The following is a 24,706-nucleotide window of genomic DNA, read 5'->3' on the forward strand; positions in this document are numbered from 1 at the left end:
GCCGGCTTCGTCATTGGTGCGCGATGCCACTTCCTTGACCATCTGCGCGCCCATGTTCTCGAACTTGTCTTCCAGTTCGATTTCCTTGGCGACCGACACACCGTCCTTGGTGATACGGGGGGCGCCGAACGACTTGTCGAGGACCACGTTGCGGCCCTTGGGGCCCAGGGTCACTTTCACGGCGTCGGCGAGAATGTTTACACCGCGCAGCATCGAATTGCGGGCGTCGGTGGCGAACTTTACGTCCTTAGCAGCCATTGTGCTTTACCTCTTTGAAATTCTTGTTCAGTCGGACGATCAGGACAGGATGCCCATGATGTCGGATTCTTTCATCATCAGCAGCTCTTCGCCGTCGACGGTCACGTCCTGACCGTTCCACTTGCCGAAGAGCACGCGGTCGCCGACCTTGACGTCCAGCGGGATACGGTCGCCATCGTCGTCGCGCAGACCGGCGCCAACGGCGATGATTTCGCCCTCGGCGGGCTTTTCTTTCGCGCTATCGGGGATGATAAGGCCGCCTGCGGTTTTCTCTTCGCTTTCAACGCGACGAACCAGCACGCGGTCGTGCAGAGGTGTAAGTGCCATTGTCTAGGTTTCCCTAACTAAGTTGTCTCCCTGACTCCTCAGCGGAGTCGTTAGCACTCCCTGTCGGCGAGTGCTAACAGCGGAATAGCTAGGGGGAGCCAAACCGCGAGTCAACAGCCGAATGGGAAAAATTCAAAACCTCGCAGAGGGCGGATTCACGATACCCCTCGCCGCCCCGGGGCACCAATGCCGGATCAGCCGCCGTCGCCCGCCAGCGCCGACCGACCCTGCGGGCCAAGGTCGTAAACCCCGGTCGCCACCCTGACGAACCAGCCAAGATGGTTCTCGCGCATCATCCGCGTCGCCTCGGCCACCCCTGCCCCCTTGGCCACCACGGCCCCTTTCGAGGCGCCGTTCCGGGCCAGAAACTCGGCGCAACGCCTCATTTCCTGCTTGTAGGCGGTGGTGATCCGGCCCCGGCTGCCGCCGAGGTTGGGGTCGCCGTCGCGGCGATCAAACTCTTTCAGCAAGGCACCGCGCCGGGGCCGCGACTTGCGCGGCCGGAAGGTGGCCGGGTCGCAATGGGCCTGCACATGGCCATCCTCGAGCCGCACCGAGAGCACCCCGACACCAAGCCGCCGGCACAGGCCGACATTGCCCTTGAATGTGCGCCAGCCGCTGCGGCCCGACCAGCGCGGCACCGCGACATAGACCCAGTCGCTGATCTTCTGGCGTGCCACCGCCTGCTGCAGCAGCGTCAGCGAAAACCCGGTCTTCAGCTCGACGATCACCGGGTCGTCCGCGCCGCGCCGCGCCACCACATCCGCGGCGCCGACCTCGGCCTTGACCTCGAAGCCGCGCGCTTCGAGCCAGGTCTTTACCGGCAGGTAGAGGTCGGTTTCGCGCAGCTTGGCCATGATCCCTGCTTAGCCTGTCAGGCCAGGGCTGCCAAACCCCTGTTTGCGCCGGACAGCCGGATGTTTCGCCGGACTGCGCAAGATGGGTTGTCATCCGACCCTTCGCATCTACTATCGCGGGCAATTCGGCAAAGGACGTCTTCCCGTGATACGCATCCTACTGGTTCTTCTGACCCTGATCCTGCCCGCCACGGCACATGCCGCCTGCTCCGGCCCGTCGCAGTTCGAGGCCCTCGCGCCCGAACAGCAGGCCGCGCTGCGCGACAGGGCGCATCAGGTGCCCTTTGCCCGGGGCGTGCTGTGGCAGATCGAACGGGGCGGTGTGCGGTCCTACGTCGTCGGCACGCTGCACCTGCCCGATCCGCGCCACGCGGCGACGCTGGACAGGCTTGCGCCGCTGATGCCCAAGGCCGACCGCCTGTTTCTGGAGATGACCACCGAGACCGAGGCCGCGTTCATGCGCGATCTCACCTCGGACCCTTCGCACTATCTGATGCCCGCCGGCACCAGCCTGATCGAGGCCCTGGGCGATGAGGCCTGGCAGGGCCTGTTGCCGCACCTGAAGGCGCGCGGCGTTCCGCCGGTGATGGCGGCGCGCTACCAGCCCTGGTTCCTCGGCATGACCATGTCGGTGTCGCCCTGCGCCCTGCGGGTGCTGCAATCGGGCCAGCCCGGCCTTGACCGGCTGATCGAGCGCCGGGCGCTGGACCTGGGGCTGGAGACCCGGTCGCTGGACAGCCCCGAGGCGATGCTCGCGACCTTTTCCGCAAGCCCGCTGGACAGCCAGATCGACGATTTGAAACAGGCGATCGGCGCCGGCACCATCGACGCCGAGGACACGGCGGCGCTGATCGCGCTGTATTTCGCCGGCGAAACCCAGCTGGCCTGGGATTTCAGCGCCCACACCGTTCTGACCACCGCGCAGAGGAACGGGGTTTCCGGGATGGAGGGGCAACTGCAACGGCTGGAGCAGGACCTGCTGACCGACCGCAACCGCCAGTGGTTGGAGATTCTGGTCGCGGAACTGCGCCATGCGCCGGCGGTGGTCGCCGTCGGGGCCCTGCACCTGCCCGGAGAACAGGGTCTTCTGGCCGGGTTGCAGCGGGCCGGCTTTACCGTCGAGCGCATCGAAATCCGCCGCGACTGACCGCGCGCAGCCCCTCGCGACGCTGCAATGCAGCAACACATTTCACAGAGCCACAGACTCCTCGTCGCAGGGGCCGGCGCGGGGCGTGACAAGCCCGGCGGCAGACCCTATAAGCGCGCCAAATCGCCCCTTCCAGACAAGGAACCGTTCAGATGACAACGCTCGTTTTTGGCCATAAATCCCCCGACACCGATTCCACCGGCTCGCCGCTGATCTGGGCCTGGTATCTCAATGAAGTGAAAGGCGTCGATGCCAAGGCCGTGCTGCTGGGCCAGCCCAACACCGAAGCCGCCTTCATGCTGGAACGCTGGGGCTTCGACATGCTCGACACCATCGAGGACGTGGCCGACGGCCAGCCCTGCGTCGTGGTCGACACCAACAACCCGGCCGAGCTGCCGGCCAATATCAACGGCGCCGACGTGCAGCAGATCATCGACCACCACAAGCTGGTCGGCGGGCTGGAAACCAAGGGCCCGATCGACATCACCATCCGTCCCGTGGCCTGCACCGCGACCATCATGTACGACCTGATGGGCGACGATGTTGCCAAGATGCCCGAGGCCATCAAGGGCGCGGCGCTGACCTGCATCCTGTCGGACACGCTGGAGTTCCGCTCGCCGACCACCACCGACCGCGACCGCGAGGTGGTTGCCGCCCTGGCCGCCGACCTCGGCGTCGACGTCACCGAATATGCCGCCGAGATGTTCGCCGCCAAATCCGACGTTTCGGCCTTTTCCGATGCGGACCTGATCCGCATGGATTCGAAGAAATACGAAGTCGACGGCGTCCAGTTCCGGGTCTCGGTTCTGGAAACCACCGCGCCCGAGATCCCGCTTGGCCGCAAGGCCTCGCTGATGGAGACCTATGCCACGGTGCAGGCCGAGGACGGCGTCGACCAGGTGCTGCTCTTCGTGGTCGACATCCTGAAGGAAGAAGCCACGCTGCTGGTGCCCAACGACGTGGTCAAGGGTGTCGCCGAAAAGAGCTTTGGCGCCACGGTCGAGGGCGATGCGGTGGTGCTGCCCGGCATCATGAGCCGCAAGAAGCAGATCATCCCCAACCTCAAGGTGTGATCGCCGGGATCCGGCTTTCGGACACTGACAGAACGCGGGCCGGAGTTCACGGGACTCCGGCCCGCTTTGCGTTGCCGCCGATGGTTGGCACTGGTCATGGCGCGCCTGCTTTGCGATACAGGCCCTGCCGCAACGCGACAGGAGCCCCGCAATGACCCGGATCATCTCATCTCTCGCCGAAATCTCTGACCGCTATCAGGCCCTGTTCGTGGACCTCTGGGGCTGTGTCCACAACGGCGTCAGCGCCTTTCCCGAGGCGGTCGCGGCGCTGACCGACTACCGCCGCAGGGGCGGCATCGTGGTGCTGGTGACCAATTCGCCCAAGCCCCGCGCCGGCGTCGCCACCCAGCTCGCCCAGTTCGGTGTCCCGGCCGAGGCCTATGACACCATCGCCACCTCGGGCGATTCTGCCCGCGCCGCGATGTTCACCGGCGCCGTCGGCTCCAAGGTCTATTTCATGGGCGAATGGGCCCGCGACGAAGGGTTCTTCCAGCCGCTTGAGGTGATCGAGACCCCGACCCCGATCACCCGCGTGCCGCTGGCCGAGGCCGAGGGCATCGTCTGCTGCGGCCCCTTCGACCCGATGGCCGACCCGGCGGTCAACCGCGCCGGTTTCCTCTATGCCAAGACCAAGGGGCTGAAACTGCTCTGCGCCAACCCCGACATCGTCGTCGACCGGGGCGAGACCCGCGAATGGTGCGCCGGGGCCCTGGCGCGGCTGTACACGGAAATGGGCGGTGAAAGCCTCTATTTCGGCAAGCCGCACCCGCCGATCTATGATCTGGCACGGCGCCGGCTGGCGGCGCTGGGGGTCGACATTCCCGACAGCGCCATCCTGGCGATCGGCGACGGGGCGCAGACCGATATTGCCGGCGCCATGGGCGAGGATCTCGATTCCCTGTTCATCTCGGGCGGCCTTGCCGCGCAGGAGACCGCAACCACGCGCGACCCGGACCCTGCGGCGCTGGAGGCCTATCTCGCGGGCGAAAAATCCGCGCCGACCTACACCATCGGACAGTTGCGACCTTAAGATTAGGGGTTGATTTTCTGCGCCTGCAAAGTAATAAAGTTGCGGAGCGGCTGTCAGGGGGGTCGCAATATTACTCACTCAACAGACCAGGAGGGTGGAATGTTGGACAATCTGCCGCGCGGAACCATCTGCATCGAAGACATCGAAATGGGCATGTCCCGCCATCTGCGCAAGGTGGTGACCGATGAGGATATCGAGATGTTCGCCCAGGTCTCGACCGACCGCAACCCGGTGCATCTGGACGACGATTATGCCAATGACACCATCTTCGAGGGCCGCATCGCCCATGGCATGCTGACCGCCGGGCTGATCTCGGCGGTGATCGGCGAGCAGCTGCCGGGCCATGGCACCGTCTACATGGGCCAGACTCTCAAGTTCCTTGCCCCGGTGCGCCCCGGCGACATGGTCTATGCCGAGGTCAAGGTGGTGGATATCGACCATGCCAAGCGGCGGGTGAAGCTTGACTGCCATTGCGCGGTGGACGGCAAGAAGGTGCTGATCGGCGAGGCCATGGTGCTGGCCCCGTCGCGCAAGTTCGACTGAACCGGCGCCGGTGACGGGCGGTTTCGGGGCCACGAGGCCGCCGCCCCCTTGCAAGCCCCCCCGCAAATAGCTACCCCGGCTTTCATGCGGATTATTCGAGACTACCAATACGTGGATGCAAAGGATCGGGGCGCCAGCGCCGCGATCGGCAATTTCGACGGCGTGCACCTGGGCCACCAGTCGGTGATCGACATCGCCCGCGAGGCCGGCGGCGACGCGCCTCTGGGCGTCGTGACCTTCGAGCCCCACCCGCGGGAATTCTTTGCTCCCGATGCCGCCCCCTTCCGGCTGACCAATGCCGACACCCGGGCCCACCGGCTCGACAAGCTGGGGGTCGAGCGGCTGTACGAGCTGCCCTTCAACGCCACCCTGTCGGCGCTCAGCCCCGAGGAGTTCGCCCGCGACGTGCTGGCCCGGGGGCTGGGGCTGACCCATGTGGTGGTCGGCGCCGACTTCTGTTTCGGCAAGGGGCGCGCCGGCAATGCCGAGGACCTGCGGCGCTTTGGCGCCGAGATGGGCTTTGGCGTCACCATCGCCCCGCTGCTCAGGGGCAGCGGCGAGCAGGTCTCGTCGACCGCGATCCGCAAGGCGCTGAGCGACGGGCGACCGCGGGACGCCAAGGAGATGCTGGGCCACTGGCACCGAATCGACGGGCCGGTGATCGGCGGCGATCAGCGCGGCCGCGAGCTGGGCTTTCCCACCGCCAACATGTCGATCGACGGGCTGCACCCGCCGAAATTCGGCGTCTACGCGGTGCTGGTCGACGTGCTCGACGGGCCGCACCGTGGCAGCTATCAGGGCGCGGCCTCGGTCGGCGTGCGCCCGATGTTCGGCATCAACAAGGCCAATATCGAAACCTTCCTCTTCGATTTCTCGGGCGATCTTTATGGCGCCGAACTGTCGATCGCGCTGATCGAGTTCCTGCGCCCGGAATGGAAGTTCGACAGTCTCGAGGCCCTGATCGCCCAGATCGACGCCGACTGCGCGCAATGCCGCGACATCCTGAGCGCCCTATGAAACGCGACCCGATCGACCGCAGCGGGCTGGCCCGGCGCTTCTGGGAAAGGAAACCGCTGAGCAAGCTTTCCGAACGCGAATGGGAGGCGCTGTGCGACGGCTGCGGCAAATGCTGTCTCAACAAGCTCGAGGACGCCGATACCGGCGAGGTGGCGCTGACCTGCGTCGCCTGCCGGCTGCTGGACGATGACAGCTGCCGCTGCACGCAATACGACATCCGCCACCAGTTCGTGCCCGAATGCATCGTGCTGAAGCCCTCGAACATCGACAGCCACGCCTATTGGATGCCCCGCACCTGTGCCTACCGGCTGCTCTGGGAGGGCAAGCCCCTGTTCGACTGGCACCCGCTGATCTCGGGCGATGCGCAATCGGTGCACGAGGCCGGGGTCTCGGTGCGGCACCGCACGGTGTCAGAGTTCGAAACCCCCGAGGACGAGTGGGAAGACCACATCATCGAGGAGCCCCTGTAATGTTCTTTGCCTCCGACAATTCCGGCCCGGCGCATCCGGCCATTCTCGACGCGATGACGCGGGCCAATGACGGCTATGCCATGCCCTATGGCGCCGACCCGATCATGGACGAGGTGCGCGCCGCGATCCGCGAGATCTTCGAAGCCCCCGAGGCGGCGGTCTATCTGGTCGCCACCGGCACGGCGGCCAATTCGCTGGCGCTGGCGACGCTGTGCCAGCCCTTCGAGACGGTGTTCTGTTCGCCGGTGGCCCATATCCACGAGGACGAGTGCAACGCGCCCGAGTTCTTCACCGGCGGCGCCAAGCTGACGCTGGTCGGCGATGGCGACAGGATGAGCGCCGCGGCGCTGCGCCGGGCCATCGAGGCCGAGGAAACCCGGGGCGTGCACGGCCCCCAGCGCGGGCCGGTGTCGATCACGCAGGTCACCGAGCGCGGCACCGTCTATGGGCGCGAGGAGATCGCCGGCTTATGCGAGGTGGCGCATGGTTACGGCCTGCCGGTGCATCTGGACGGGGCGCGCTTTGCCAATGCGCTCGAGACCCTCGGCTGTTCACCGGCCGAGATGACCTGGAAGGCGGGCGTCGACGTGGTCAGCTTCGGCGGCACCAAGAACGGCTGTGTCGGGGTCGAGGCGGTGATCCTGTTCGACCCTGCCAAGGCACGCGAGTTCGAACTGCGGCGCAAGCGCGGCGCGCATCTGTTTTCCAAGCACCGCTATCTTTCGGCGCAGATGCAGGCCTATCTTGCCGATGACCTGTGGCGCGAGAATGCCGCCCGGGCCAACCGCAACTGCGCCCGGCTGGCCGAGGGGCTGCGCGCCATCGACGGCGTCACCTTTCAGCACGACCCGCAGGCCAACATGATCTTCTGCGCCTTTCCCCGCGCCGCCCATCTCCGGCTGCACGCGGCCGGGGCGCTTTACTACGTCTGGTCCGGCAATCTGGAGGGCGACGACCCCGAAGAGATGCTGGGGGCGCGGCTGGTCTGCGACTGGTCGATCGCCACGCAGGAGATCGACCGTTTCATCGACCTCGTGCGCGGCTGAGCCGGCTCAGGCGCAAAGCCGCCTGATGCGCTCGGGTGACCGGTGGGCATCGGCGGCGGCGCGCAGGCGTGCCCGCAGGCAGGCCAGCACCGTGTCGATGGTCGCCTGCATGAAGGGGTGGGCCTGCTGTGACGGGTCGCGATCGGCAAGCTGCCGCCGCAATAGGCGCCAACGGCCGAGGGCGGCGTCGATCTCGGGACTTTGCCAGCGGCTCTGCTCGGCCACCACGAAGCCATCGAAAGCATCGCCGGGTGCCCCCGGCGCGAGACGCGTGGACAGCGCGCGGGCATGGATGCCGTTGGCGCCTTCGTAGATCGCGGTGATCCGGGCGTCGCGATAGGTCTGTTCGACCCGGTATTCGCGCAGGTAGCCATAGCCGCCGAGCACCTGCATCGCCAGTTCGGCAGCACGCATGCCGGCCTCGGTGCAATAGACCTTGGCGACCGGGGTCAGGAACGCGACCAGATCGGGATCGTCGCCCGCCTCCATGGCGACGAATGCAAGATGAACAAGGGCGCGGCCGCTGACCGCGAGCCAGTCGATTTCATCGAGCATGCGCCGCACGTCGGCATGCGCCTCGAGCGCGACCGGCCGGCCGTCGCCCCCCCTGCCCTGTACCCGCTCGGCGGCATAGCTGCTGGCGATGTCATGCGCGCGGGCGGCATGGGCCACCCCCTGAAGCGCGACGTCGGCCCGGGCGTGGTTCATCATCGTGAACATCGCCGCCAGCCCCTGCCCCTCGGCCCCGATCAGCTCGGCCTCGGCGGCGTCGAAGGCAAGCTGGCAGGTCGGCGAGGCATGCAGGCCCATCTTCTCTTCGATCCGGGTCACGGTGACCGCGTTGCGGCTGCCATCGGCGCGGGTGCAGGGGCAGAGGAACAGCGACAGCCCCTTGACCCCCTCGTCCGAGGTGCGCGCCAGCACCAGATGCAGGATGCTTTCGCTCATGTCCTGATCGCCGCCCGAGATGAAGATCTTTTCGCCGCTGATCGCCCAGCCGTCGCTGCGGGGGGTGGCCTTGCAGCGCACGCGCGACAGGTCGGAACCCGCGCCGGGTTCGGTCAGGCACATGGTGGCCAGCGTTGCGCCCGAGGCCAGCGGCGGGATGTGGCGCGACTTCTGCGCCTCGGTGCCAAAGCGCAGCAGGGTGCGCACCGCGCCGGGCACGAGGCCGGTGACCATCTGCAGGCTGTGGTTGGCGCCCGAGAAGATCTCGGAGGTGATGGCCAGCATCAGCGCCCCGAGCCCCTGACCGCCATAGGCCTCGGGCACGGTCAGAGACGGCCAGCCCTGTTCGGCATAGGCGCGGTAGACCTCGGCAAACCCGTCGGGCATGGCGACGCGCCCGCCCTTCAGGGAACAGCCCTGCAAGTCGCCGGTTTCGTCCAGCGGGGCGATCTCACCCTCGGCGAAGGCGGCGAAATGGCCGCCGATCTCGGCTGCGAATTCGGCGTCCCAGTCAGGCAGGCCGGTCGCGCCGGCGACATGTTCAAGAGAAAACAGGATGTCGGCGAGCGGGGCTTCGAACGGTTTCATGGTCAGGTCACCTTGTAATAGTCGATTTCGACGGCCGAGGCGCGGCGCAGGCCGGCACAGAGGAACAGCATGTGATTGACCCAGCGGTAGCGCGCATCCCCGGTTTCGAGACGCGCGGCGGTGCGCATGTAATAGGTCGCCGGGTCGACCTCTTCGCAGGCGGCGAGGCGGTCCATTAGTTCGGGCGGGCCGTGCCGGGTGCCGATATTGACGATCTCGATCACCGCGCCGTCACCGGTCTTCAGCGCATAGCGCGTGTCGAGATGGGCGGCGCCGTCGTCGAAAACGGTCTGCCAGTCGGCGCCGAGGTTCAGCACCTCGCCGCGAATGTCGGGGCCCAGCGCCGCGCCGCCGATGATCGGGATGATGCGGCGCCCGCCGGCCCGGCCCCGGCCGATCTCGATCGGCGCCGCCAGATCGACCCGCAGGCTGAAGGACAGCGCCAGCCCCGGAACCGGAGCCCGCATCAGTCCATCAGCCCCAGCAGACGGGCGGCGTTGTTCTTGATGATGTCTTCGCGCAGGTGATCCTTGATCGCGATCTTGTCGAAGGCGTCAAGCCAGCGATCGGGCGAGATCATCGGCCAGTCCGAGCCGAACAGAACCTTCTTCTTCAGGATCGTGTTGCAATACTGGACAAGGATCGGCGGGAAGTATTTCGGCGACCAGCCCGAGAGGTCGATATAGACATTGGGCTTGTGCTGGGCCACGGCCAGCGCCTCTTCCTGCCAGGGAAAGGAGGGATGCGCGAGAATGATCTTCATGTCGGGGAAATCCACCGCCACGTCATCCATATACATCGGGTTGGAGTATTTCAGCCGCATGCCGTTGCCGCCGCGCATGCCCGATCCGACCCCGGTCTGGCCGGTGTGGAACAGGGCGATACAGCCATGCTCTGCCAGCACCTCGTAAAAGGGATAGGCCATGCGGTCATTGGCATAGAACCCCTGCATGGTGGGGTGGAACTTGAAGCCCTTGATGCCGTGGTCCTCGATCAGGCGGCGGGCTTCGCGCACCGCCATCTTGCCCTTCCACGGATCGATCGAGGCAAAGGGGATCAACACGTCGTCGTTCTTGTTGACCAGTTCGATCACCTCGTCGTTGGAATAGCGGCGATAGCCGGTCTCGCGCTCGGCATCGACGGGAAAGATCACGGCGGCGATGTTCTTCTCGCGGTAATGAGCGGCAGTCTGCTCGATGGTCGGCGGATGCTGCCAGGGGGCGCCGAAATAGGTCGCCATCGTCGATTGCAGATCGTCATAACCGTCATCCGAATGGCAGCCGCAGGGTTCTTCGGCGTGGGTGTGGATGTCGATGGCGCGGACCTTGGAAATATCAACCATGTTTCAGTTCTTCCTCAAATCTGGATGGTGGCCGGATCGGCTTGGTCATAGAGCCGCTCCAGAAGGGTTTTGCGGCGCGTCAGCACCCGGCGGAAATTGAGATTGCCCTTGGCGGTCATCTCGCCCTCGGGCATCGAGGCGGGCTCACTGAGCACGATGGCCCGCGACACCCGGGTGGAACTGCCGGCGATCTCGCGGGCGCGTTCGGCCAGGCGGCGGTGGATCTCTCCCTGCATCAATCGGCAGCGATAGGCGCCACCGTCCTCGGCAAGGTCGAAGCCTTCGCGCTGCAACTCGGCGACATCCGGGAAGATCAAGACGCCGATCTGGTCCCGGTCGGCGCCGGTGACGACAAGGTCGGCGGCCAGAGGAGCGAGGCAGGCCAGCATCTCCATGCGCAGCTGCGCCGCCCGCACCCAGGTTCCGGTCAAGAGCTTGAAGTCTTCGGAAATGCGCCCGTCGAAGGCCATGCCCCGGTTCACATCTGCCGCATCGACAAAGCGCATCGCGTCGCCGGTGATGAAAAAGCCTTCCTCGTCGAAGGCCTCGGCCGTCTTTTGCGGATCCCGGAAATAGCCCTTGGTGACATTCGGCCCCTTGACGCGCATCTCGCAGCGCATCTCGTCATCGGGGATCAGCTTCATCGTCACCCCGTTCAGAGGCACCCCGACCACGCCCGAACGGTCGATCGGCTCGCTTTGCATCATCGTCGCCGGGGCGGTCTCGGTCAGCCCCCAGGACGAGGTCATCAGCGGGATTTCCCCCTTGATTTCCAGCGCCATCTCCTCGAAGCCGGCCCAGATGTCCTGGGGCAGCGACGCGCCGGCATAGAACATCAGGTCGAGGTGTTCGAAGAACCGCTGCCGCAGACCGGAATCCTGCCGCAGGGCGCCGAGCAGCATGGCATAGCCCACCGGCACGTTGAAACTTAGCGTGCCGGTGACCAGCGACAGGTTTTCCAGCGACCGCTCGAACAGGCCTTTGACCGGCTTGCCGTCATCGACATAATAGCTGCCGCCATTGGCCAGCATCATGTTGAAATTATGCGAGCCTCCGAACACGTGGTTCCAGGGCAGCCAGTCCACCACGCGCGGCGGACGGGCGCGCAAAAAGGGCATCGCGTCGGCCAGCATGGTCTGGTTGACGCACATCATGCGCTGCGTGGTGAGCACCCCCTTGGGGGCCGAGGTCGAACCGCTGGTCATCAGGATCTTGGCCACGGTGTCGGGGCCGACCCGGTCATGGGCCAGGGCCAGATCGACCCCCGCGTCGCCCTTCAAGAGGTCGTCAAACGCGGTCACACCAGGGTTGGCGCCGGGACGCGAGGCGACGATCTCGATCCCGTTCAAGGCGTCGAGCGCCAGCGCCTCGCGATACTGGTCGGCATCGACCACATAGGCCATCGTCGGGCGCACCAGTTCGATCGCATGTTGCAGGCGACCGTGGGCGCCATGGATCAGCGCGTATTGCTCGGCCACCGGGGCGGTCGGGATGCCGACATATTGCGCCGCCAGGGACAGGAGCCCGTGATCGACGCCATTGCCCGACATGATGAGGATCGGTGTCTCGGGGCCCATGCCGCGCGCCAGCAGCGCGCTGGCAAGGGCGCGGACCTTCTGCAGCGCGCCGGCATAGCTTTCCTCGCGCCAGCCGGCGCCGCTGCGCTCGGCCAGAAAGACGCGATCCGGGGCTTTCTCGGCCCAGTCGTGCAGCCAGACTCCGGTCTTGTCGACCACCGGCCCCAGATCGTAGTTCGAACGCAACAGGATGCTGCCGTCGGCGCGGTCTTCGCGCGACACGGAATGGGCGCGGAATTCGGATGTGCGTTTCATGGTCAATCCCCCTGCCTTGCGTTTTCGATGGTTTTCAGGGCCGCGAGCACGGTCGCGATGCTGTCTTGGTCGATCCCGTCAAGCAGCCGTGCCTCATGCGCGGCAACCGCCGCGACGGCGCGGTCATAGAGCCGCAGGCCGGCCAGCGTCGCCTTGAGAGCATAGGCACGCCGGTCGGTCGGAACGCGGTCGCGCACGATGAGTTCGCGCCGCTCCAGCTCGTCGATCAGCACGACGAGATTGGGGCGTTCGATGTCCATGGCATCGGCCAGCTGCGACTGGCGCATGCCGGGATTGTCGACGATGAGAACCAGCGCGGTATAGGTCAGCATCCGCAGTTCGAAAGGTTTCAGAACCCGTGCCAGATCTTCCTGCACGACGTTGAAGGCGCGTTTCATCCGGTAGCCGACAAAGCGGCGCATGGTAGCATCGCTGACCGATGCCACCTCGACATGTTGCGGCGCGGGGGAATGTGTCTTTTTCATCGCGTCACCGGAACACGGGCGCGCGTTTTTCGAGAAAGGCACGCAGCCCTTCCTCGGCATCCGGCGAGGTCTGGGACAGGGCCGCCGCAAGCGACTCGGTGAACAGACCGTCACTCTGCGACATGTCGTTGATGCGGGCGATGGACTGGACCATCAGATAGTTGGACAGCGGCGCATTGCGGGCGATCTTGCCGGCAAGGGTCCGCGCCAGCGCCATGGCTTCGCCCTCGGCGACGGCGTAATGCGCCAGCCCCAGGGACAGCCCGTCCTGTGCGTCGTACCTGCGCCCGGTGAGCATCATCTCGGTCATGCGGTCCGGCCCCAGAAGACGGCCGACGCGGGCGGTGGCGCCGCCGCCGACGAAGATGCCGCGCCGCCCTTCGGGCAGCTGGAAGATGGTCGAAGGCTCGGCGATGCGCACATGGGTCGACGCCGCCAGTTCGAGCCCGCCACCGATGACGGCCCCGAACATCGCCGACAGGGTGATCAGACCGCCGAACTGGATCTTTTCCATCACCACATGCCAGTGGCGCGAGTGGTAGAGATTGTCCTCGGCCGAGCGGTGCACATGTTCGGACAGGTCGAGCCCCGAGCAGAAATGGCCCTCGACGCCGGTCAGAATGACCACGCGCACCCCTTCGGGCGGGTTGAAATAGAAGCCCTGAAGCGCCTCGAGCAGGGCTTCGCACATGGCGTTGCGCTTGCCGGGGCGGTTCATGGTCAGGGTGGCGATCGGGCCGTCGGTCTCGATCTTCAGGATGCTGTCGCTCATCGTTCTCTCCTTAGCGCGGCGGCAGGCGGACGGCGCCGTCCAGCCGGATCGTGGTCCCGTTCAGGAACCGGTTGGTGGCGATCTGCTCGGCAAGAAGCGCGAATTCCCGCGCCTGCCCCAGCCGCGCCGGGAAGGGAATATTCGCCGTGATCTCGGCCGCGACCTCCTCCGGCAGACCCTCCATCATCGGCGTATGAAACAGGCCCGGCGCGATCGCCATCACCCGGATGCCGCTACGGGCCAGTTCGCGCGCCGCCGGCAGGCACATCGAGGCGATCGCCCCTTTCGAGGCGGCATAGGCGGCCTGCCCCAGCTGCCCGTCCTCGAAGGCCACCGAGGCGGTGTTGATGATGACGCCGCGCTCTGAGTCTTCAAGCGGGGTCAGCTCGGCCATGCGCTTGGCGGCGTGGCTCATCACGTTGTAGGTGCCGAACAGGTTCACCCGCAGGGTCTTTTCGAACACGTCGAAGGACAGCTTGCCCTCGCGCCCGACGATACGCGCCGCCATGCCGATGCCGGCACAGTTGACGGCGATGCGCGGCGCCGATCCGAAATGCGCCGTCGCCGCGTCAAAGGCTGCACCGACCGCCGCTTGGTCGCTGACATCGGCCTGAATGGCCATGCCGCCGATCTCGTCGGCCAGCGCCCTGGCGCCCTCGAGATTGTAGTCGAGGATGGCGACGCTGGCGCCAAGGCCCGCGAAATGGCGCGCGGTGGCGGCGCCAAGTCCGCTGCCGCCGCCGGTGACCAGAACCGGGTTTCCGTCAATCTGCATGGCTGGGCTCCTTATTGGTATCTTCAATCATTGTTATGTCTCATATCTATTTTCCAGACAAGACTTTGCGCATGTTCCGGCGCTTGGTCTTGGGGTCGGGTTTACGGGATCAGGAACAGGGTGATCGCCGGGAACAGCACCAGAAGGACGACCCGCAAGAGGTCGGAGGTGACGAACCACATCACCGCCTTGTAGGTCTGCACCATCGGGGTCGAGCGATCCATGGCATTGATGATGAACAGGTTCATCCCCACCGGTGGCGTGATCAGCCCGACCTCGACCACGATCAGCACCAGGATGCCGAACCAGATCGCCACATGTTCCGGGCTCATGCCGAAATCAAGCGCGCTGATGACCGGAAAGAAGATCGGGATCGTCAGCAGGATCATGCTGAGACTGTCCATCAGGCAGCCGAAGATCAGGTAGAAGACCAGGATCAGCGACAAGACCATCCACGGGCTGAGACCCAGCCCGACAACCCAGGCCGACAGTTCCTGCGGCACCTGCGACAGCGCCAGAAAACTGTTGTAGAGGCCGGCGCCGAGCACGATGAAAAAGATCATCGCGGTGCTGGTCGCGGTGGCGATGATGCTTTCGACGAAGACCTTCCAGTTGAGGTTGCCCGAGACCAGTGCGATCAGCCCGGTGCCGGCGGCGCCCACGGCAGCCCCCTCGGTCGGGGTGAACCAGCCGAGGTAGATACCGCCGACGACAAGGCCGAAGACCAGCAGCACCGGCCAGACATCAATCAGCGCCCGCAGGCGTTCGTTATAGGGGGTCGGCGCGCGGGTACCGGCGGAATCCGGGTAACGGCGCACGTAAAGCGAGATGGTGATGATATAACCCAGCGCCGCCAGCAGCCCGGGCACGAATGCGGCAAGGAACAGCTTGGCGATATTCTGCTCGGTCAGGATGGCATAGATCACCAGGATCACCGAGGGCGGGATCAGGATGCCGAGCGTGCCGCCGGCGGCCAGGGTCGCGGTCGAGAACCCCCCCGAATAGCCGTAGCGGCGCAGCTCGGGAAGGGCAACGCGGCTCATCGTGGCGGCCGTGGCCAGCGAGGAGCCGCAGATCGCGCCGAACCCGGCACAGGCCCCGACCGCCGACATCGCGACACCGCCCTTGCGGTGGCCGAGCCAGCTTTCGGCGGCCTTGAACAGCGCCGAGGACATGCCGGACAGGGTCGCGAACTGCCCCATCAGCAGGAACATCGGGATGATGGTCAGCGAATAGCTGGAAAAGGTCGAATAGGTCTCGGTCTTGAGCTTGGCCATGAACATGTTGGTGCTGCCCATGGCGAAATAGAGCCCGCCGATACCGCAGAGGAACATCGCAAGGCCGATCGGCGCGCGCAGGAAGATCATGACCAGAAGGATCGGGAAGGACGCGTAGCCCAGTTCGAGCATGCTCAATGGACTGCCTCCCCACCATAGGGCAGCACATAGCGCCCGGTGGCAAATTCGACGATGCGCGCAAAGGCGCAGTAAAGCGCGACCAGCGAGGCCACGACGGCGGCGAGGAAACTCAGCCCATAGGCCCACCAGACCGGAAACTGCAACAGGAAGGTGGTGTCGCCATAGGCCATCTTGGCCTGAACACCGTGGAACAGCCGCCAGGTGATCAACAGCACGATCGCCGTCAGGACCAGCTCCCAGAACATCACGATGGCCCGGTTGACCCGTGGCGCCAGCCCGTTGGTGAACACATCCACAGTGGCATGGCTGCCGTAGAACTGGCAGATCGGCAGGAACGAGAAGATCGCGAAGGCGACACCGGCTTCGACCAGTTCGAAATCACCGTTCACCGGCCCGACGCCGGTGGCGATCAGCCCGTCGGCCACCGCGCCGGACAGGGAGGTCAGCAGATCCGAATGCCCCAGCGCGTTGAGACCACGCCCAAGGACGCTGATACAGGTCAGGACCACCAGCAGCGTCAACACGATCCCGCCGGTTATGGCCATGAGGCGCGCCGCGCGTTCGACCAGTTTCGTCATGGTTTCCTCCGGGTTGGATGCGCCCCCGAGCCGGTTTCGGGCCCGGGGGAGCGGTCGGTTCAATGCGAATACTTGGCGATCAGCTCGAGTGCGCGGGCACGCAGGCCGGTGCCGTCCATACCCTTGTCATCCATTTCCGCGACCCAGTTCTCCGAGGTCGGCTGCGCGGCGGCCTTCCATTCGGCGACCTGCTCGGGGTTCAGGGTGATGATGTTGTTGCCGCGCTCCATCGCCTGCTTGTGCGAGGGGGCGTCGTCGGCCTGCATCTGCCGCCCGGCGAAGGCCGAGAACTCGGCCCCGGAATTGGCATCGATGACGGCTTTCAGATCCTCAGGCAGCGCATCCCAGCGTTGCTGGTTCATCGCGAAGATGAAGGTGGTGGTGTAAAGCGCATCATCGCCGAAGGTGGTGTGGTTGCTGACCAACTCGTTGACTTTCAGCGCCCCGGTCACTTCCCAGGGAATGACGGTGGCATCGATCACGCCCTTGGAGAGGGCTTCGGGCACTGCTGGAATCGGCATGCCGACAGCGGTTGCGCCAAGCGATTTGAACATGCCGTTGGTGACCCGGGTCGGGGCGCGCAGCTTGACACCGTTCAGATCGCTGACGCTCTGGATCGGCTTCTTGGAGTGGATCAGGCCGGGCCCGTGGACCCAGAGGCCAAGCACCTTGAACTGCTTGAAATCGGCGTCCATCATGGTTTCTTCGGCCAGTTGCCAATAGGCGCGCGACACCGCCTCGCCATTGGTCATGGTGAAGGGCAGTTCAAAGACCTCGGCACGCGGGAAGCGGCCGGGGGTGTAACCGGCGACGGTCCAGACGATATCCGCCACGCCGTCGATGGCCTGATCGATCAGCTGCGGCGGCTTGCCGCCAAGCTGCATGGCCGGGAAGCGCTGGATCTCGATGCGGCCACCGGACTCGGCCTCGATCTTGTCGGCCCAGACATCGAGAATGTTCTTGGGCACATTTGCCTGCGCCGGCAGGAACTGGTGCAGCCGCAACGTGACCTCGGCCGCGAAGGCCCCAGTGGACATTGCACCAAGCGCCATCGCGGCAACAGCGGTCTTCAACATGTTTCTACGGGTCTTCGCCATCTTTTCCTCCCAAAATGATTGATGCCGCCGATGTCAGCGACGCAAATCCGTGCCTGCTACTGTTAAACAGGCGCGGTCGGAGTCCACAGTTCGTTTTCGTTCTTGTCTATTTGATTTTGTTAGGATGCCGTTTTCCGACCGGTCAGTAACCGGGTCGTCAGCCCGGCCTGTCGGTCTGCGGCTCGCGATCGAAACCGCGCAGGGCCTTGCTTGCCAGGGCCAGGAACTGCTGTTTTTCCGCCTCGCTCAGCCCATGCAGAATGTCTGCCTGCAGGGCCTCCACGACGGGATACAGCCGTGACATCAACAGCTGCCCCTCGCCGCTGAGGCTCACCTCGCGGGCGCGCTTGTCCCTTGCGCTGACGGTGCGCATCACGAGGCCTTTCTTCTCCAGCCTGTCGATGACCCCGCCGATTGTCGCCCGATCATAGGCGATCCGGGCCGCAATTCCGGCCTGATCCGCCCCCGGCGTGGCGCGGATGGCATCCAGCGCCGCGAATTGCACCGGCGTCAGATCCAGCCCCTGCTGCTGCATATGAGTCGCGAACACCTGGGTCGATGCCTGATGCAGGCGCCGAATCAAGTGCCCTGCCATCCGTGTCACTGCCATTGCTGCCCCCTTCGACATGCCCGCGCCCCTTTGATCGTTAAAGCATAAAATCCTGTCAGGGTTCAATATATGTAAGTACACATATTAAATTCTTGACGGATTATAGTAAGTATAGATATTAGTTTTCGCGGAAGCCGGCACGCCCGTGCCGCAGGACCGGAGGAACGACATGCAATTTTATCTGGATGGTTTTCGCGCAGGAGACCCCGACATCAGCACCGCGGCAGCCAACCGGCGCGACCGGGACCCGCATGCGCCGCTGCCCGAAAAAGTGGATGTGCTGATTGCGGGCACCGGGCCGGCCGGGCTTTGCCTGGCCGCCCAACTGGCGCAGTTTCCCGACATCGACACGATGATCGTCGAAGCCAGCCCCTGCAACATCAACAAGGGCAAGGCCGACGGCATCAACACCCGCACCATGGAGATGTTTCAAGCCTTCGGTTTCGCCGACAAGGTCAAGCGTGAAAGCTATTGGGTCAACCAGACCGCCTTCTGGATGCCGGACCGTGATGCGCCCGGCAACATCACCCGCGTCGGCCGGGTGCAGGACGTGGCGGACGACAGTTCGGAAATGCCGCATATCCTGATCAACCAGGCGCGGCTGCACCAGCTGTTTCTCGACGTGATGCGAAACGCGCCGTCGCGGCTGGCGCCGGATTACAACTGGTCGGTCAAGGATGTGAGCATCGATCCGACCACCGACGACCACCCGGTCACGGTGACGCTGGAGGATACCGGCGTCGACTGGGGCGCGATCCGGACCGTTCGGGCCAATTACGTCGTCGGCTGCGACGGCGCCCGGTCGAACGTCCGCCGGGCGATCGGCGGCGAGCTGCATGGCGACGCGGCGCATCAGGCCTGGGGGGTGATGGACATATTGGCCAATACCGATTTCCCGGATGTGCGGCAGAAATGCCTGATCACCTCGGCCCGCGAAGGCAACGTACTGATACTGCCGCGCGAGGGCGGCTATCTGTTCCGCATGTATGTCGAACTGGACAAGCTGCGCGCCGGCGAACGGGTGGCCGAACGCGGTTTCGGACAGGACGACATGATCGCGGCGGCCAACCGCATCATGCACCCCTATACCATCGACGTGAAAGAGGTGGTCTGGTGGTCGATCTACGAGATCGGCCACCGCATGACCGACCGGTTCGACGACGTGCCCGAGGGCGAGAGCCCGAGCCGCACCCCCCGCGTCTTTACCGCCGGCGACGCCTGCCACACCCACAGCCCCAAGGCCGGTCAGGGCATGAACGTCTCGATGCAGGACAGCTTCAACCTTGGCTGGAAACTGGCCCATGTGTTGCAGGGGCGCGCCGATGCCCGCCTGTTGCACAGCTATTCGGCGGAACGCTGGGCCGAGGCCAAGCGGCTGGTCGAGACCGATCACGAATGGGCCCGCATCATGTCGGCGCCGCCGGGCACCAGCGCCCTGGACGACGGCACCGAACCGCGATTCATCCGCGCCTTCAAGGACAATCTCGAGTTCACCGGGGGGCTGGCGGTGCATTACGCCGAATCCGACCTGATCGGGCCGGCAACCCACCAGGGCCTGGCCACGGGCCTGCCGGTCGGACGCCGGTTCCACTCGGCCCCCGTCGTGCGGGTTGCCGATGCCAAGCAGATGCAGCTTGGCCATGCGGCGCAGGCCGACGGGCGCTGGCGGATCTATGCCTTTGCCGGCAGGGAGCATGATGCGCTGCACCGGCTGGCCCTGTGGCTGGAGACGGACCCGGCCTCGCCGGTGGTGAAATACACCCGCCAGACCGAGGATATCGACGCGCTGATCGACCTGCGCGCCGTGTTCCCGCAAACCTTCGACCAGCTGGCCCTTGAAACCATGCCACCGCTTCTCAGGCCGACCAAGGGCAGGCTGGGCCTGCAGGATCACGAAAAGATCTTCTGCGTCGATCACAAGGGCGCCGGCGATGTCTATGACATGCGCGGGATCGACCGCGGCCAAGGCTGCATGGTGGTCGTCCGCCCCGACCAGTACACCGCCCATGTGCTGCCGCTTGACCACGTCGATACCCTTGGGCGTTTCTTCGACGGCATCTTCGCCTGAGCCCCGGGGCAGGCAGCGGGGCACCCGAGCGGCGCCCCGCCCGCCCTTTCTGCCTCCCCTCTGCCCCCCTGCGCTCTGCCTCCCCTGCGCCCTCCCCCCTGCGCCCGGCGGCGATTTTCTTTGCGATCGGCCGATTTGAAAGCCGCATGAAGCGATGATCCTGCCTTGATGCCGACCGGAGGATCGCCCACTGTCGGTGCCGCAAACGCAACGCAACAGGACAGGCCCCTTGAAAACGCGCAAACTTGGCCGCAACGGCCCCACCGTCAGTGCCCTCGGCTACGGCGCCATGTCATTCACCAATTTCTACGGACCGGCCACCGACGAAGGATCGATGGCGATCCTCGATGAATGCACCGAACTGGGGATCACGCATATCGACACCTCGAATGTCTATGGCATGGGGCGTTCGGAAACCGTGATCGGCGCGTGGCTGAGGCAACGCGGCGGCGAGCCGCCCTTTGCCATCGCGACCAAAGTCGGCATCACCGCCGACCCGGACCAGCGTTTCAACAACGATCCGTCCCATATGCGCGGCGCACTCGACGCCAGCCTGACCCGGCTCGGGGTCGAGGCGATCGACCTCTACTACGTGCACCGCCGCGACCAGCGGTTCGAGATCGAAGAGGTCGCCGAGACGATGGCCAGCTTCGTCAAAGAGGGCAAGGTCAAGGCGGTCGGATGGTCGGAAATCGCCCCGTCCTCGCTGCGCCGCGCCCATGCGGTGCACCCGGTGGCGGCGGTGCAGTCCGAGTATTCGCTGTCGACCCGCGCCCCCGAGCTGGGGTTGATCCAGACCTGCGCCGAGCTGGGCGCGGCGCTGGTGGCCTTTTCGCCGGTCGGGCGGGCGCTGCTGACCGACCGCCCGCATTCGGCCGAAAGCGTTGCCGACCTGCCCTTTCTGAAGGTCAACCCGCGCTTTATCGAACCCAATCTCGGCGCCAACCTCGAATACAACGCCCGGTTCCGGGAACTGGCGGCAGATCTCGGGGTGGCGGCCGCCTCGCTGGCCATCGCCTGGGTGTTGCAGCGCGGCGATCATGTCCACGCGATCCCCGGCACCCGCAGCATCGCGCATCTGCGCGAACTGGCCGCCGGTGCCGATCTTGAGCTGAGCGCCGAGACCCTGGCGCGGATCGACGCGGTGCTGCCGGTCGGCTGGGCCCATGGCGACCGATACTCGGTAGCGCAATGGGCCGGCCCGGAATGCTACTGCTAGGGTGAAAAGGGGCCGCGAGGCCCCTTTCCGCACACCCTTACATCAGATGCGACCTCAGAACGGCAGGCCGACATAGTTTTCGGCCAGCGAGGTCAGCGCCGCCTCGGACGAGAACAGATAGTCCATATCGGTCTGTTGCAGCTTCTGATCATAGGCGATGCTGTCCGGGAAACGGTGCAGCAGGGTGGTCATCCACCAGCTGAAACGCTGCGCCTTCCAGATCCGCGCCAGCGCCTTTTCGCTATAGCCGTCGAGCCCGCTGTCGTCGCCATCCTGATAGTGGGCCACCAGCGCGTGATAAAGGTAGTAGATGTCGCTGGCGGCCGAATTCAGCCCCCGTGCCCCGGTCGGCGGCACGATATGGGCGGCGTCCCCGGCAAGGAACAGATTGCCATAGCGCATCGGCTCGGCGACGAAGCTGCGCAGCGGGGCGATGCTTTTCTCGATCGACGGGCCGGTTTCGAGTTCGGCCGCGACATCCTCGGGCAGACGGGCCTTGAGTTCCTCCCAGAAGGCCTCGTCCGACCAGTCCTCGACAGTATCGGTCAGCGGCACCTGGATGTAATAGCGGCTCAGCACCTGGCTGCGCAAAGAGCACAGGGCGAAGCCCCGGTCGCTCTTGGCATAGATCAGCTCGGGCGACACCGGCTTGGTGCGGCTCAACACGCCGAGCCAGCCGAAAGGATAGACCTTTTCATATTCGACCAGCACGTCGGAGGGGATCGACTTGCGGCTGACACCGTGGAAGCCGTCGGCGCCGATGACGTAATCGCAATCAATGCGGATGATGTCGTCGCCGCTGCGGTAACTGATGTGAGGGGCGTCGGACTTCAGGCCGTGCAGCTTCACGTCCTCGACATTGTGGATGACCTGGCCGTTCATCTTCTCGCGCGCCTCATAGAGGTCGCGGGTCAGTTCCGTCTGGCCGTAGACCACCACCGAATTGCCGCCGGTATGGCCGGCCAGATCGACGCGGCGCTTCTCGCCGCCCTCGGCGATGTAGAAGCCTTCGTGGATCTCGCCCTCGGCATCCATCCGGTCGCCGCATTGCGCCTCGCGCATCAGCTCGGCAAAGCCGTGCTCCAGCACGCCGGCCCGGATGCGGCCCAGCACGTATTCGCGGCTGTGTTTCTCAAGCACGACGTTGTCGATCCCCTTGAGGTGCAGGAGCTGGCTCAGCATCAGCCCCGAGGGGCCACCGCCGATGATTCCAACCTGGGTTTTCATGTTCATGGTGCATCTCCTCCATTCTGCCGACATCCTGCGCCTTTCCGGCCTCGGAATGAATGGATGTATCCGAACTTTTCTGGTACATTTCGAACATGGACACCATCAAGAACTTCAACCTCTACGGAGAGTTCCGCGATTTTCCCGACGTGGTGCACTGCGAAACGATCGAGGTGCGCTCGCAGGCCAACAACTGGGAATTCCGCCCCCACAGACACGCCCGGCTGCACCAGTTCCTGCTGTTGGAAAGTGGCGGCGGAGAGGCAATTCTGGAGGACAGGCGGCACCGCCTGGAGGCCGGGATGCTGATCAATGTGCCGGTGGGCGTGGTCCATGGCTTTGCCTTCGCCCCCGAGACCACGGGCTGGGTCGTTACCCTCGCGGCCGAGCTTCTGGTGCAGGGTCTTCTGGACGGAGAGGGCCTGCACCCCTATCTGAAGATGCCGAAGTTATTCAATTACGACAACGAGATAAAAGGTTCCGTCCGGGCCATATTCGCCGAGCATGGCAATCGCTCTTTCGCACGCGCCCACATCCTGCGGGCCCATTCCGGGGTGTTGATCGGGCTGGTGGCGCGGCGAATCGCGGAACAGGCACCGGCCGGCGGGCAAAGCCGGGGCAACCTGCTGCACCGCTTTGAAACCCTGCTGGAGAAACACGCCGCCGATCATCTGGGCGTGGCGCAATATGCCGAACGTCTGGGCGTGACCCCGACCCATCTCAGCCGGGTCATGCGCCGGGCAACCGGGCGCTCGGCGCTGGCTGCGATCGAACAGCACATGATTCGCGAAGCCAGACGAAACTTGGCTTTTACGAACCTATCGGTTTCCGAGATCGCCTATCAGCTTGGCTATGTCGATCCGGCCTATTTCAGCCGCGTTTTCAAACGCGCGACCGGTCTTTCGCCGCGCGCCTTCCGTCACAGTCTGGAGGGCTGAGATCAGCCGAATGACCTTTCGATCCGGTCCAGCGTCTCCATGGCCTGGATCACGTCGGTGACACAGCCGTTGGGCGCCCGCCCTTCGCGGATCGCGGCGACGAATTCGCGGTCGATAAGCTCGATGCCGTTGTCCGAGACGGCGACGCCGCTCAGGTCGATCTTGTTCTCGTTGCCGTCATAGAGGTCGTCGTAGCGGGCGATATAGGTGCCGTTGTCGCAGATGTAACGGAAATAGGTGCCCAAGGGACCGTCGTTGTTGAACGACAGCGACAGGGTGCAGATCGCGCCATCTTCCGCTTTCAGACCGATCGCCATGTCCATGGCAATACCCAGTTCGGGGTGCGCCGGACCCTCGAGGCCAAAGGCGGCGACCGCCTTGCCGCCGGTCTGGTACTGGAACAGGTCGACGGTGTGGCAGGCGTGGTGCCACAGCAGGTGATCGGTCCAGCTGCGCGGCTCGCCCTTGGCATTGGTGTTGCTGCGGCGGAAGAAATAGGTCTGAACATCCATCTGCTGGATCTTCAGCTCGCCGGCGTCGATGCGGTTCTTGATCCATTGATGCGAGGGGTTGAAGCGGCGCACCTGCCCGGCCATGCAGGTCAGCCCGGTCTCGCGCTGCTTGGCGACGACGCGCTGGCTGTCCTCGAGACTGTCGGCCATCGGAATCTCGATCAGGACATGTTTGCCCGCGTCCATGCAGTCGATGGCCTGCTGGGCATGCATCTGAGTCGGCGTCGACAGGATCACCGCATCGACGTCATCCCGCGCGATGCATTCCTCAAGCGTGGTGCCCGCGTGGCCGATGCCCCGCTCTGCCGCCAGCGCCTCGATCTTGGCCTTGGTCGGCCCCATGACCGAGGTCACCTCGACCTCGTCGATCCGTGCCAGCGCATCAAGATGTTTCAGGCCGAAGGCGCCATAGGCGCCGGCTACGCAGAGTCTCATGATCTCGGTTCCCTTTTCGCTTCCGGCCCGCCCGCCCAGCGGCGCGTCACCCTGCTCCGACACGGCCTCGCGCGCGGAAAATCGGCGGCAAGCC

26 protein-coding genes are annotated in these 24,706 nt (G+C 65.1%); 10 read left to right on the forward strand and 16 right to left on the reverse strand.

Going from position 1 to position 24,706, the window contains the following annotated elements:
- From ABZD10_RS00005 to ABZD10_RS00015, 3 genes are all read right to left on the reverse strand, one after another.
- On the reverse strand, positions 1 to 258 hold a 258-nt coding region (locus ABZD10_RS00005; RefSeq protein ID WP_372884039.1), incomplete at its 3' end, for a TCP-1/cpn60 chaperonin family protein.
- Positions 259 to 297: 39 nt separating this feature from the next.
- Entirely contained in the window at positions 298 to 585 is a 288-nt protein-coding gene (locus ABZD10_RS00010) for a co-chaperone GroES (protein WP_372884040.1), read from the reverse strand.
- A gap of 194 nt (positions 586 to 779) precedes the next feature.
- Positions 780 to 1,442, reverse strand: coding sequence for a DUF2161 domain-containing phosphodiesterase (locus ABZD10_RS00015; protein WP_372884041.1), 663 nt, complete (start codon positions 1,440 to 1,442; stop codon positions 780 to 782).
- Between the two features lie 145 nt (positions 1,443 to 1,587).
- On the opposite strand from ABZD10_RS00015, the gene ABZD10_RS00020 reads away from it, so the two are divergent.
- The 7 genes from ABZD10_RS00020 to ABZD10_RS00050 all read left to right on the forward strand — a co-directional run bounded on the left by ABZD10_RS00020 (position 1,588) and on the right by ABZD10_RS00050 (position 7,768).
- Entirely contained in the window at positions 1,588 to 2,589 is a 1,002-nt protein-coding gene (locus tag ABZD10_RS00020; protein WP_372884042.1) for a TraB/GumN family protein, read from the forward strand.
- A 152-nt stretch (positions 2,590 to 2,741) separates the two neighbouring features.
- Positions 2,742 to 3,662: a manganese-dependent inorganic pyrophosphatase gene (locus tag ABZD10_RS00025; protein WP_372884043.1), complete on the forward strand. Its 921-nt coding sequence runs from the start codon at positions 2,742 to 2,744 to the stop codon at positions 3,660 to 3,662.
- A 151-nt stretch (positions 3,663 to 3,813) separates the two neighbouring features.
- Positions 3,814 to 4,692 (forward strand): TIGR01459 family HAD-type hydrolase, encoded by an 879-nt coding sequence (locus ABZD10_RS00030; protein WP_372884044.1) that lies wholly within the window; start codon positions 3,814 to 3,816, stop codon positions 4,690 to 4,692.
- A 99-nt stretch (positions 4,693 to 4,791) separates the two neighbouring features.
- Positions 4,792 to 5,235 (forward strand): MaoC family dehydratase, encoded by a 444-nt coding sequence (locus ABZD10_RS00035; RefSeq protein ID WP_372884045.1) that lies wholly within the window; start codon positions 4,792 to 4,794, stop codon positions 5,233 to 5,235.
- An 84-nt stretch (positions 5,236 to 5,319) separates the two neighbouring features.
- Positions 5,320 to 6,252, forward strand: a complete 933-nt coding sequence (locus ABZD10_RS00040) for a bifunctional riboflavin kinase/FAD synthetase (protein WP_372884046.1) — start codon at positions 5,320 to 5,322, stop codon at positions 6,250 to 6,252.
- The gene (locus ABZD10_RS00045) at positions 6,249 to 6,722 is read left to right on the forward strand and encodes a YcgN family cysteine cluster protein (RefSeq protein WP_372884047.1); all 474 of its coding nucleotides are present in this window, start codon (positions 6,249 to 6,251) and stop codon (positions 6,720 to 6,722) included. The genes ABZD10_RS00040 and ABZD10_RS00045 overlap by 4 nt, the downstream gene beginning before the upstream one ends.
- The gene (locus tag ABZD10_RS00050; protein ID WP_372884048.1) at positions 6,722 to 7,768 is read left to right on the forward strand and encodes a low specificity L-threonine aldolase; all 1,047 of its coding nucleotides are present in this window, start codon (positions 6,722 to 6,724) and stop codon (positions 7,766 to 7,768) included. Before ABZD10_RS00045 ends, ABZD10_RS00050 begins: the two co-directional genes overlap by 1 nt.
- Before the next feature lie 6 nt (positions 7,769 to 7,774).
- On the opposite strand, the gene ABZD10_RS00055 is transcribed toward ABZD10_RS00050, so the two are convergent.
- The 11 genes from ABZD10_RS00055 to ABZD10_RS00105 all read right to left on the reverse strand — a co-directional run bounded on the left by ABZD10_RS00055 (position 7,775) and on the right by ABZD10_RS00105 (position 18,213).
- Positions 7,775 to 9,304, reverse strand: a complete 1,530-nt coding sequence (locus ABZD10_RS00055; protein WP_372884049.1) for an acyl-CoA dehydrogenase family protein — start codon at positions 9,302 to 9,304, stop codon at positions 7,775 to 7,777.
- Positions 9,305 to 9,306: 2 nt separating this feature from the next.
- The gene (locus ABZD10_RS00060) at positions 9,307 to 9,771 is read right to left on the reverse strand and encodes a DUF3237 domain-containing protein (RefSeq protein ID WP_372884050.1); all 465 of its coding nucleotides are present in this window, start codon (positions 9,769 to 9,771) and stop codon (positions 9,307 to 9,309) included.
- Complete coding sequence (locus ABZD10_RS00065) at positions 9,771 to 10,646, reverse strand: amidohydrolase family protein (RefSeq protein ID WP_372884051.1); 876 nt, start codon at positions 10,644 to 10,646, stop codon at positions 9,771 to 9,773. The genes ABZD10_RS00060 and ABZD10_RS00065 overlap by 1 nt, the downstream gene beginning before the upstream one ends.
- A gap of 14 nt (positions 10,647 to 10,660) precedes the next feature.
- A complete protein-coding gene (locus ABZD10_RS00070; protein ID WP_372884052.1) occupies positions 10,661 to 12,478 on the reverse strand; it encodes a feruloyl-CoA synthase in 1,818 nt (605 codons plus the stop codon).
- A 2-nt stretch (positions 12,479 to 12,480) separates the two neighbouring features.
- Positions 12,481 to 12,963: a MarR family winged helix-turn-helix transcriptional regulator gene (locus ABZD10_RS00075; RefSeq protein WP_372884053.1), complete on the reverse strand. Its 483-nt coding sequence runs from the start codon at positions 12,961 to 12,963 to the stop codon at positions 12,481 to 12,483.
- Positions 12,964 to 12,967: 4 nt separating this feature from the next.
- Complete coding sequence (locus tag ABZD10_RS00080; protein ID WP_372884054.1) at positions 12,968 to 13,735, reverse strand: crotonase/enoyl-CoA hydratase family protein; 768 nt, start codon at positions 13,733 to 13,735, stop codon at positions 12,968 to 12,970.
- 10 nt (positions 13,736 to 13,745) lie between these two features.
- Positions 13,746 to 14,510 carry an SDR family NAD(P)-dependent oxidoreductase gene (locus ABZD10_RS00085; RefSeq protein WP_372884055.1) on the reverse strand — a complete coding sequence of 255 codons (765 nt, stop codon included), beginning with the start codon at positions 14,508 to 14,510 and terminating at the stop codon, positions 13,746 to 13,748.
- Between the two features lie 101 nt (positions 14,511 to 14,611).
- Positions 14,612 to 15,925, reverse strand: coding sequence for a TRAP transporter large permease (locus ABZD10_RS00090; RefSeq protein ID WP_372884056.1), 1,314 nt, complete (start codon positions 15,923 to 15,925; stop codon positions 14,612 to 14,614).
- Complete coding sequence (locus ABZD10_RS00095) at positions 15,922 to 16,506, reverse strand: TRAP transporter small permease (protein WP_372884057.1); 585 nt, start codon at positions 16,504 to 16,506, stop codon at positions 15,922 to 15,924. The genes ABZD10_RS00090 and ABZD10_RS00095 overlap by 4 nt, the downstream gene beginning before the upstream one ends.
- A gap of 59 nt (positions 16,507 to 16,565) precedes the next feature.
- Entirely contained in the window at positions 16,566 to 17,603 is a 1,038-nt protein-coding gene (locus tag ABZD10_RS00100; protein ID WP_372884058.1) for a TRAP transporter substrate-binding protein, read from the reverse strand.
- A gap of 157 nt (positions 17,604 to 17,760) precedes the next feature.
- The gene (locus ABZD10_RS00105) at positions 17,761 to 18,213 is read right to left on the reverse strand and encodes a MarR family winged helix-turn-helix transcriptional regulator (RefSeq protein WP_372884059.1); all 453 of its coding nucleotides are present in this window, start codon (positions 18,211 to 18,213) and stop codon (positions 17,761 to 17,763) included.
- A gap of 169 nt (positions 18,214 to 18,382) precedes the next feature.
- Between ABZD10_RS00105 and ABZD10_RS00110 the strand changes: the two genes are divergently transcribed.
- The gene (locus tag ABZD10_RS00110; protein WP_372884060.1) at positions 18,383 to 20,281 is read left to right on the forward strand and encodes an FAD-dependent monooxygenase; all 1,899 of its coding nucleotides are present in this window, start codon (positions 18,383 to 18,385) and stop codon (positions 20,279 to 20,281) included.
- A 229-nt stretch (positions 20,282 to 20,510) separates the two neighbouring features.
- Positions 20,511 to 21,500 (forward strand): aldo/keto reductase, encoded by a 990-nt coding sequence (locus ABZD10_RS00115; RefSeq protein WP_372884061.1) that lies wholly within the window; start codon positions 20,511 to 20,513, stop codon positions 21,498 to 21,500.
- A gap of 54 nt (positions 21,501 to 21,554) precedes the next feature.
- Here ABZD10_RS00115 and pobA read toward each other — a convergent pair whose 3' ends face one another.
- The gene (pobA, locus tag ABZD10_RS00120) at positions 21,555 to 22,727 is read right to left on the reverse strand and encodes a 4-hydroxybenzoate 3-monooxygenase (RefSeq protein WP_372884093.1); all 1,173 of its coding nucleotides are present in this window, start codon (positions 22,725 to 22,727) and stop codon (positions 21,555 to 21,557) included.
- A gap of 59 nt (positions 22,728 to 22,786) precedes the next feature.
- On the opposite strand from pobA, the gene ABZD10_RS00125 reads away from it, so the two are divergent.
- Positions 22,787 to 23,665, forward strand: coding sequence for a helix-turn-helix domain-containing protein (locus ABZD10_RS00125; protein WP_372884062.1), 879 nt, complete (start codon positions 22,787 to 22,789; stop codon positions 23,663 to 23,665).
- Positions 23,666 to 23,667: 2 nt separating this feature from the next.
- On the opposite strand, the gene ABZD10_RS00130 is transcribed toward ABZD10_RS00125, so the two are convergent.
- The gene (locus ABZD10_RS00130; protein WP_372884063.1) at positions 23,668 to 24,612 is read right to left on the reverse strand and encodes a Gfo/Idh/MocA family oxidoreductase; all 945 of its coding nucleotides are present in this window, start codon (positions 24,610 to 24,612) and stop codon (positions 23,668 to 23,670) included.
- Positions 24,613 to 24,706: the final 94 nt, after the last annotated feature.

The organism is Shimia sp., assembly GCF_041624275.1.
Classification (GTDB): domain Bacteria; phylum Pseudomonadota; class Alphaproteobacteria; order Rhodobacterales; family Rhodobacteraceae; genus Shimia.

What these genes read in the sequence shown, in the direction of transcription:
- ABZD10_RS00010 (WP_372884040.1), bottom strand. Translation starts at nt 585, where the DNA reads ATGGCACTTACACCTCTGCACGACCGCGTGCTGGTTCGTCGCGTTGAA.
- ABZD10_RS00015 (WP_372884041.1), bottom strand. Translation starts at nt 1,442, where the DNA reads ATGGCCAAGCTGCGCGAAACCGACCTCTACCTGCCGGTAAAGACCTGG.
- ABZD10_RS00025 (WP_372884043.1), top strand. Translation starts at nt 2,742, where the DNA reads ATGACAACGCTCGTTTTTGGCCATAAATCCCCCGACACCGATTCCACC.
- ABZD10_RS00030 (WP_372884044.1), top strand. Translation starts at nt 3,814, where the DNA reads ATGACCCGGATCATCTCATCTCTCGCCGAAATCTCTGACCGCTATCAG.
- ABZD10_RS00035 (WP_372884045.1), top strand. Translation starts at nt 4,792, where the DNA reads ATGTTGGACAATCTGCCGCGCGGAACCATCTGCATCGAAGACATCGAA.
- ABZD10_RS00040 (WP_372884046.1), top strand. Translation starts at nt 5,320, where the DNA reads ATGCGGATTATTCGAGACTACCAATACGTGGATGCAAAGGATCGGGGC.
- ABZD10_RS00045 (WP_372884047.1), top strand. Translation starts at nt 6,249, where the DNA reads ATGAAACGCGACCCGATCGACCGCAGCGGGCTGGCCCGGCGCTTCTGG.
- ABZD10_RS00050 (WP_372884048.1), top strand. Translation starts at nt 6,722, where the DNA reads ATGTTCTTTGCCTCCGACAATTCCGGCCCGGCGCATCCGGCCATTCTC.
- ABZD10_RS00055 (WP_372884049.1), bottom strand. Translation starts at nt 9,304, where the DNA reads ATGAAACCGTTCGAAGCCCCGCTCGCCGACATCCTGTTTTCTCTTGAA.
- ABZD10_RS00060 (WP_372884050.1), bottom strand. Translation starts at nt 9,771, where the DNA reads ATGCGGGCTCCGGTTCCGGGGCTGGCGCTGTCCTTCAGCCTGCGGGTC.
- ABZD10_RS00065 (WP_372884051.1), bottom strand. Translation starts at nt 10,646, where the DNA reads ATGGTTGATATTTCCAAGGTCCGCGCCATCGACATCCACACCCACGCC.
- ABZD10_RS00070 (WP_372884052.1), bottom strand. Translation starts at nt 12,478, where the DNA reads ATGAAACGCACATCCGAATTCCGCGCCCATTCCGTGTCGCGCGAAGAC.
- ABZD10_RS00075 (WP_372884053.1), bottom strand. Translation starts at nt 12,963, where the DNA reads ATGAAAAAGACACATTCCCCCGCGCCGCAACATGTCGAGGTGGCATCG.
- ABZD10_RS00080 (WP_372884054.1), bottom strand. Translation starts at nt 13,735, where the DNA reads ATGAGCGACAGCATCCTGAAGATCGAGACCGACGGCCCGATCGCCACC.
- ABZD10_RS00085 (WP_372884055.1), bottom strand. Translation starts at nt 14,510, where the DNA reads ATGCAGATTGACGGAAACCCGGTTCTGGTCACCGGCGGCGGCAGCGGA.
- ABZD10_RS00095 (WP_372884057.1), bottom strand. Translation starts at nt 16,506, where the DNA reads ATGACGAAACTGGTCGAACGCGCGGCGCGCCTCATGGCCATAACCGGC.
- ABZD10_RS00100 (WP_372884058.1), bottom strand. Translation starts at nt 17,603, where the DNA reads ATGGCGAAGACCCGTAGAAACATGTTGAAGACCGCTGTTGCCGCGATG.
- ABZD10_RS00105 (WP_372884059.1), bottom strand. Translation starts at nt 18,213, where the DNA reads ATGGCAGTGACACGGATGGCAGGGCACTTGATTCGGCGCCTGCATCAG.
- ABZD10_RS00110 (WP_372884060.1), top strand. Translation starts at nt 18,383, where the DNA reads ATGCAATTTTATCTGGATGGTTTTCGCGCAGGAGACCCCGACATCAGC.
- pobA (WP_372884093.1), bottom strand. Translation starts at nt 22,727, where the DNA reads ATGAAAACCCAGGTTGGAATCATCGGCGGTGGCCCCTCGGGGCTGATG.
- ABZD10_RS00125 (WP_372884062.1), top strand. Translation starts at nt 22,787, where the DNA reads ATGGATGTATCCGAACTTTTCTGGTACATTTCGAACATGGACACCATC.
- ABZD10_RS00130 (WP_372884063.1), bottom strand. Translation starts at nt 24,612, where the DNA reads ATGAGACTCTGCGTAGCCGGCGCCTATGGCGCCTTCGGCCTGAAACAT.